This is a genomic window from Azospirillum sp. VT-I1 (assembly GCF_055698305.1).
Genome location: NZ_CP168803.1, coordinates 379721 through 387500, shown reverse-complemented (window position 1 = coordinate 387500; position 7780 = coordinate 379721). Strand labels below are relative to the sequence as shown.

General features: G+C 69.0%; 3 protein-coding genes (1 of these 3 only partly in view). 2 read left to right on the top strand and 1 reads right to left on the bottom strand.

The window, feature by feature from the left end:
- Window positions 1-2350: the 5' portion of a transketolase gene (locus AB8P05_RS20380; protein ID WP_472760646.1), read on the bottom strand. The gene continues 62 nt to the left of window position 1, outside the view; the window shows 2350 of its 2412 coding nt (coding positions 1-2350); the start codon lies at window positions 2348-2350; its stop codon lies off the left edge, out of view.
- A gap of 132 nt (window positions 2351-2482) precedes the next feature.
- On the opposite strand from AB8P05_RS20380, the gene AB8P05_RS20375 reads away from it, so the two are divergent.
- Together AB8P05_RS20375 and AB8P05_RS20370 are read left to right on the top strand one after the other, a co-directional pair.
- Complete coding sequence (locus AB8P05_RS20375; RefSeq protein ID WP_472760645.1) at window positions 2483-2965, top strand: Lrp/AsnC family transcriptional regulator; 483 nt, start codon at window positions 2483-2485, stop codon at window positions 2963-2965.
- A gap of 550 nt (window positions 2966-3515) precedes the next feature.
- Window positions 3516-7622, top strand: coding sequence for a Pls/PosA family non-ribosomal peptide synthetase (locus AB8P05_RS20370; protein WP_472760644.1), 4107 nt, complete (start codon window positions 3516-3518; stop codon window positions 7620-7622).
- Window positions 7623-7780: the final 158 nt, after the last annotated feature.

The following is a 7780-nucleotide window of genomic DNA, read 5'->3' as shown; positions in this document are numbered from 1 at the left end:
CGATGCCGCGGGCGTCGATGCCGTGATGGCGGTAGAGGTCGGCGATGGTGCCGGTCTGGCCGAAATGCTCCACCCCCAGCGCCCGCGTGCGGTGGCCGGCGACGGAGCCGAGCCAGCCCAGCGTCGTCGGATGGCCGTCCACCACCGTGACCAGGGCGCAATGGGGCGGCACGCCGTCCAGCAGCCGCTCGATATGGCCGCGGGCATGAGACAGGCCGCGCTCGCGCGCCCGCTGGGCGGCGCTCCAGCCGGCAGTCAGCCGGTCGGCGGAGGTCACCGCCAGCAGCCCGACGTCGCGCCGGTCCTCCCCCAGCATGCCGACCGCGGCGATGGCCTCGGGCGCGACGGCGCCGGTGTAGGCGATCACCACCTGGGCGTTCGGCCCCGGCTTGCGCAGCCAATAGGCGCCGTCGACGATGTCACGGGCGAGATCCTCGTCCATCGTCCGGGTCGGCTGCTCCAGCGCGCGGGAGGACAGGCGCAGATAGACCGAGCCGCCGGTCTCGTCGCGCAGCCAGTTGCGCTCGCTCGGCACCCCCTCCCCGTCCCGCTGCATGTAGTCGAAGGCCCAGCGCATCACCACCGCCAGCTCGTCGGCGAAGGCCGGCTCGAAATAGGCCAGCCCGTCCTGCGCCATGCCGACCAGCGGAGTGGCGATGGACTGGTGCGCCCCGCCCTCCGGCGCCAGCGTGACGCCGGACGGGGTCGCCACCAGCATGAAGCGGGCATCCTGGTAGCAGGCATAGTTGAGCTGGTCGGCGCCGCGCATGATGAAGGGGTCGTAGACCGTGCCGATGGGCAGCAGCCGCTCCCCGAACAGGCTGTGCGACAGGCCGAGCGCCGACAGCAGGATAAACAGGTTGGATTCGGCGATGCCCAGTTCCAGATGCTGGCCCTTCGGCGAGAAGTCCCAGCTGTAGGTGGAGGGAATGCGTTCCTTCTTGAACAGGTCGGCCATCTCGCTCTTGGCGAACAGGCCGCGCCGGTTCACCCAGGCGCCGAGGTTGGTGGAGACGGTGACGTCGGGTGCCGTCGTGACGATGCGCTCGGCCAGCGCCGAGCGTTCGCGCCCGATCTCGTTCAGGATCAGGCCGAAGGCGGCCTGGGTCGACAGGCTCTTCTGCGTTGGGGCCTGCAGGGCGGCCGGCACGGCGACGGCCGGCGCCTCGTAGCGGCGGCGGCCCTTCCGGGCGAAGGGAACGCGGCGCAGGAACTCCTCCAGCGCGGCTTCCGGCAGGGAGAGGCCTTCGAACCGGTCCCACTCATGGCCGGGGCGGACCTTGTTGGCGGCGCGGAAGCCGTCCATCTGCTCGCGCGTCAGCAGGCCGGAATGGTTGTCCTTGTGGCCGGCCAGCGGCAGGCCGAAGCCCTTGACGGTGTAGGCGATGAAGCAGACCGGCCGGTCATGGGTGCGGGCATTGGCGAAGGCCTCCAGCAGCGACGGCAGGTCGTGGCCGCCGAGATTGCCCATCAGCCGGGCAAGGTCCTCGTCGCTGCGGCGTTCGATCAGGCGGGTGACGTCGCCCTGGTCGCCCAGATCGTCCATCAAGCGGCGGCGCCACGCGGCACCGCCCTGGTAGGTCAGGGCCGAATAGAGCTGGTTGGGGCAGTTGTCGATCCAGTGGCGCAGACGCTCGCCGCCCGGCTCCTTGAACGCCTCCTGCATCAGGGTGCCGTATTTCAGGATCACCACGTCCCAGCCGAAGGCCCGGAAGATGTTCTCCAGCCGCTCCCACAGCCCTTCGCGGATCACCGCGTCCAGGCTCTGGCGGTTGTAGTCGACGATCCACCAGGTGTTGCGCAGGCCGTGCTTCCAGCCCTCCTGCAGGGCTTCGAAGATGTTGCCCTCGTCCATCTCGGCGTCGCCGACCAGCGAGACCATGCGCCCCTCCGGCAGGCCGGGCGCCCAGCCCTTGGCCTTCAGGTAATCCTGCACCAGCGAGGCGAAGAGGGTCTGCGCCACCCCCAGACCGACCGAGCCGGTGGAGAAATCGACGTCGTCGACGTCCTTGGTGCGGGACGGGTAGGATTGGGCGCCCTTGTAGCCGCGGAAATTCTCCAGCTTCTCCCGCGTCTGGTTGCCCAGCAGATACTGGATGGCGTGGAAGATCGGGCTGGCATGGGGCTTGACCGCCACCCGATCCTCCGGCCGCAGGGCCGAGAAGTAGAGTGCCGTCATGATGGTGGACAGCGAGGCGCTGGAGGCCTGATGGCCGCCGATCTTCAGCCCGTCCAGGTTGGGACGGACATGGTTGGCGTTGTGGATGGTCCAGGAGGCGAGCCAGAGGACCTTGCGCTCCAACTCGGCCAGGCAGGCGAGATCGGCGGAGGACGGCTGGATCGCGGTCATGGGGATGCTCCCGGATGGAGGTTATGGTTGGAACAGCCTATCATTTGTGATCCGGCAGATGCTTGCAAAGTGGCGCCGGCAACGGTTCCGGTTTAGCATCGGATGCCAATTCAGCCCAGGAAACGGCAGCCGATGCCAAAGCATCCCCTCGACCGCATCGACCGGAAGATCCTCTCCGCCCTTCAGGAGGATGGCCGCCTGCCCAACAACGAGCTGGCGGAGCGGGTCGGCCTGTCGCCCTCCCCCTGCCTGCGGCGGGTCAAGGCGCTGGAGGAGGCCGGGGTGATCGCCCGCTATGTGGCGCTGGTCGATCCGGCTTCCGTCGATCTGCCGGTCAACATCTTCGTCAGCGTCAGCCTGGAACGGCAGGTGGAGGCGCGGCTCGACGGGTTCGAAGCGGCGGTGATGGCGCGGCCGGAGGTGCTGGAATGCTACCTGATGACAGGCGACGCCGATTACCTGCTGCGGGTGGTGGTGCCGGACCTCGCCAGCTACGAGCGTTTCCTGAAGGAGCATCTGACCCGCATCCCCGGCGTCGCCAGCATCCGCTCCAGCTTCGCCTTGAAGCAGGTGCGCTACCGCACGGCGTTGCCGCTGGAGCATCTGGGGGGATAGAACCTCGTCCGGCGTAGGGATCGGCACCGGACCGGTCGCGATGACCCGCGCCAAGAGCTGACCTCCCCATGACGGCATCATGAAAAACGAGATGACGAGGCCGTAGCCGGCAAGCGGCAGCCATGCAAATGCCGGGAGATGCCGATGACGCCGGCGAACCCACATCAGCAACGGACCGTGCGTGTGGTGGCGCCGACACATGCCCCGGCGCGTCGGCAGGCATACAAAAGGACACCCTTGACCATCGCACGGCAACGGATCAATAAGGCGTCGTCCGCTCGCTCATGTATACGCATGTATCCGGTGCCGGCAGGTCTGTTTCTTTCTTTTGGCTGGTGCGAATGTTGCTTGCGCAGCGCTTGGAAAGCCCAAGACTTGCCATCCCCCATCGGTACGGCTGCCGTCATGCCGGACGGCAAGCATTCCTTAACCATAAAACGCCACAACATGCGAGCGGCCCATCGCCGCGTTCAGCCGACCGCCGGGACCAGCCGATGAACGGGTCCAACTGGCGCCACCGCGCTGATTCCCTTTGGAAGGCTGACACAGCGTGACTCTGCTGACTGCGCGGGCCGACGGCCCGACCGACGTTTCCCCGGCCGGTCAATTGACGACGTCCGCTCCCTGGACCGCTTCCCCGGCGGTACCGACCCTGAGCGGCCCCATCGACCCGTCCCTGTTGCGGGACGAACTGCTGTCCGACATCCCGCAGGCGACCGCCGCGGCGCATCCGGACCGCACCGCCATCGTCTATGAAGGCCGCCGCGTCACCTATACCGAACTGGAGGCACGCGCCAACCGGGTCGCCCGTGGCCTGCGGGCGCGCGGGATCGGCCCCGGCTGCTTCGTCGGGCTGTGGATGGCCCGGTCGCTGGACCTGCATGTGGCACTGCTGGGCATCCTGAAGGCGGGCGCCGCCTATCTGCCCTTCGATGCCGACGCGCCGGCCGAGCGCGTGGCGATCAGCCTGACCGACTGCGCCGCCCCGGCGATCTTGGTCGATCTCGTCACCGGTGCGAAGGCGGCGACGCTGGCCGCCGCCGGTGCCGCCGTGCAGACGCTTCGCATCGGCGACGTTCTGGGCGACGACGACCGTCCGCTCGACCTGCGTGCCGACGGGGTGACGCCAGACAGCCCGGCCTACGCCATCTACACCTCGGGCTCGACCGGCAAGCCCAAGGGCATCGTCATCAGCCACCGCAACATTTGCCATTACCTGCGCGCCGCCAACAGCGTCTATGGCATCACCGCCGACGATGTGGCGTTCCAGGGCGCCTCGGTGGCCTTCGACCTGTCGCTGGAGGAGATCTTCGTCCCCTATCTGGCCGGCGCCACCCTGTGGGTCGCCAGCCGCCAAGTGCTGGACGAGGCCGACCGGCTGGCCGACGTGCTGAACGAGGCCGGCGTCACCGTGCTGGACACCGTGCCGACCCTGCTGGCGATGCTGCCGAAGGACGTGCCGTCGCTGCGCGTGGTGATCCTGGGCGGCGAGGCCTGCCCGCCGGCGGTCGCCTCGCGCTGGTGCCGTCCCGGCCGACGCCTGTTCAACAGCTACGGCCCGACCGAGGCGACCGTCGTCGCCACGGTGGCGGAGGTGCTGCCCGACACCCCCGTCACCATCGGCCGCCCGATCCCCAACTACACCTGCTATGTGGTGGACGACGCACTGCAGCCGGTGGCCGCCGGCACCCAGGGCGAACTGCTGATCGGCGGTCCCGGCGTGGCTCAGGGCTATCTCGGCCGGCCGGAACTGACGGCGGAGAAGTTCATCGCCAATCCTTACCGCACGGGGGCGCAGGACCCGCTGCTCTACCGCTCCGGCGACGCGGTCAGCCTGGATGCCGACGGCAACCTGCGCTTCCACGGCCGCATCGACGATCAGGTGAAGATCCGCGGTTTCCGGCTGGAGCTGGGCGAGATCGAGGCGAAGCTGACCGACCTGCCCGGCGTCGCCCAGGCCACGGTGGTGCTGCGCAACGACCATGGGCTGGACCGTCTGGTCGCCTTCCTGGTCGCTCAGCCCGGCGCTTCCCTCGACAAGACCGCGCTGCGCGACGCCCTGCGCGCCCAGCTGCCCGCCTACATGGTGCCGGCCCATTACGAACAGGTGGCGGAGCTGCCGCGCCTGACCTCCGGCAAGGCCGACCGCAAGACCCTGCAAGCCATGGCGCTGACCGAGGATGCCGGTTCGGCCGAGCAGGAGGAGCCGCGCAGCCCGACCGAGGCGGCGCTGCTGGACGCCGCCCGCCGCGTCTTCCCCGGCCAGTCGATTCCGCTGGACGCCGACTTCTTCCTCGACCTGGGCGGCCATTCGCTGCTGGCGGCACGCTTCGTGTCGGCGGTGCGCGAGACCGCCGGGCTGGCCAGCCTGACCCTGCAGGACGTCTATGGCGCCCGCAGCCTGCGGGCGATGGCCGAGCGGCTGGACGCCAAGGCGCCGGCCGGCCGCGGGTCCAAGCCCGCCGACCTGTCCTTCGAACCGCCGCCGCTGCGCCGCCGCCTGCTGTGCGGTCTGGCCCAGGCCGCGGCGCTGCCGGTCATCCTGGCGCTGATGACGGTGCAGTGGCTGGGCGTCTTCGTCAGCTACATGCTGCTGTCGGGCGAGGATGCCGGGCTGCTGGGCGAGATCACGACGCTGTTCGGCGTCTATGTCGTCATCAACATCGCCACCGTCGCCATCGCCATCGCGGCGAAATGGCTCATCATCGGCCGGACCAAGCCGGGCCGCTACCCGCTGTGGGGCGTCTATTATTACCGCTGGTGGCTGGCCCAGCGCTTCATCGCGCTGGTCCACCTGAAGTGGTTCCAGGGATCGCCGGTGATGCGGCTGCTCCTGCGCGCGCTCGGCGCCCGGATCGGCGACGACGCGATGATCGGCGAGTTCGAATCCGGCGCCATCGATCTGGTCAGCATCGGCCGCGGCGCGTCCACCGGCGGCAAGGTCAAGCTGGCCAATGCCGAGGTGATCGGCAACGAGCTGGTGATCGGCACCATCGAGATCGGCGACGACGCCTATATCGGCACCTCCTGCGTGATCGGGCATGACGCCGTCGTCGCCCCCGGCACCGAACTGGCCGACCTGACCGCTCTGCCCGCCGGCACCCGCACCGGCGCCTATGAATCCTGGGACGGCTCGCCCGCCCGCAAGGTCGGCACGGTCGACCGCGCCGCCCTGCCCCAGCCGCCGCGCGCCGGCGCCGTCAGGCGGGCGACCCAGGCGCTGGTCTATCTGGTGGCGCTGGTCGGCCTGCCGCCGGTGGCGCTGATCCCGATCTTCCCGGCCTTCTACCTGTTCGACCGGCTCGACGCCTGGATGGGCGGGCTGTTCAAGGTCAACTACCTGTTCTATGTCCCGGCCATCGCCTGGCCGACGGCCATGTTCCTGGTCGCCTTCACCGTACTGCTGATCGCCGCCGCGCGCTGGATCGTGCTGCCGAAGGTGGAGTCCGGCTCCTATTCGGTCCATAGCTGGTTCTACGTCCGCAAATGGATCATCGCCCTGTCGACCGAGGTGATGCTGGAGACGCTCAGCTCGCTCTACGCCACCGTCTACATGCGGGCTTGGTATCGCCTGATGGGGGCGAAGATCGGCCGCGACGCCGAGATCTCGACCAACCTCGCCGGCCGTTACGATCTGGTGGAGATCGGCGAGAAGTGTTTCATCGCCGACGAGGTGGTGCTGGGCGACGAGGACATCCGCCGCGGCTGGATGCATCTGCAGCCGGTGAAGACCGAGGCCCGCGTGTTCGTCGGCAACGACGCCGTGGTGCCGCCGGGTGCCTCCATCCCCACCGGCGCCCTGATCGGCATCAAGTCCAAGCCGCCGGCCAACGCCGAGATGCAGGCCGGCGACACCTGGTTCGGCAGCCCGCCGATCAAGCTGCCGGTGCGCCAGAAGTTCGACAACGTGGCGGCCAACTGGACCTTCGAGCCGTCGCGCGCCCGCCGTCTCGGCCGCGCCGTGTTCGAGGCCTTCAGCCTGTCGATGCCGACGATGCTGTTCATCACCTTCGGCACCTTCGCGGTGGAGTTCTTCGCCCCCGCCATCCTCGACGGGCGCTGGGGCACCTTCGCCTGGCAGTTCCTGGCGGTCAGCGTCGCCATTCCGACGGCGATGGTGCTGGTGGTGGCGCTGGTGAAATGGCTGCTGATGGGCCGCTACGCCCCCACCATGAAGCCGATGTGGTCCTGGTGGGCCATGCGGACGGAGGCGGTGGCCGTGCTCTACTGGGGTCTGGCCGGCAAGGTGCTGCTCGACCATCTGCGCGGCACGCCGATGCTGCCCTGGGTGCTGCGCATCTTCGGCACGAAGTTCGGCAAGGGCGTCTATATGGACACCACCGACATCACCGAGTTCGACTGCGTGTCGGTCGGCGACCATTGCGCCATCAACGCCCTGTCGGCCCTGCAGACCCACCTGTACGAGGACCGCGTGATGAAGGTCGGCCGGGTGACGATCGGCAAGGGCGTCACCATCGGGGCTGGCGCCACCGTTCTGTACGACACCCATGTCGGCGACTTCGCCCGCCTGGGTCCGCTGACCCTGGTGATGAAAGGCGAGGAAATCCCCGCCCACGGCGACTGGGCCGGCGCCCCGGCCGAGCCGGCCGTCCACGGCCATGAGGCGGTCGAGGGGCATGTGAAGGCGGCGGCGTAGGGGGCGTTCAGTGCCCCCTCCCTAACCCTCCCCACCTTCGGTGGGAGAGGGGACTGCCGCTGCTCCATTGCACACTCTCCGCAACGCTCCTACCCCCTCTCCCGCGGAACGCGGGGAGGGATGGGGAGGGGGCAATTGGCGCCACCGGTACGACCACT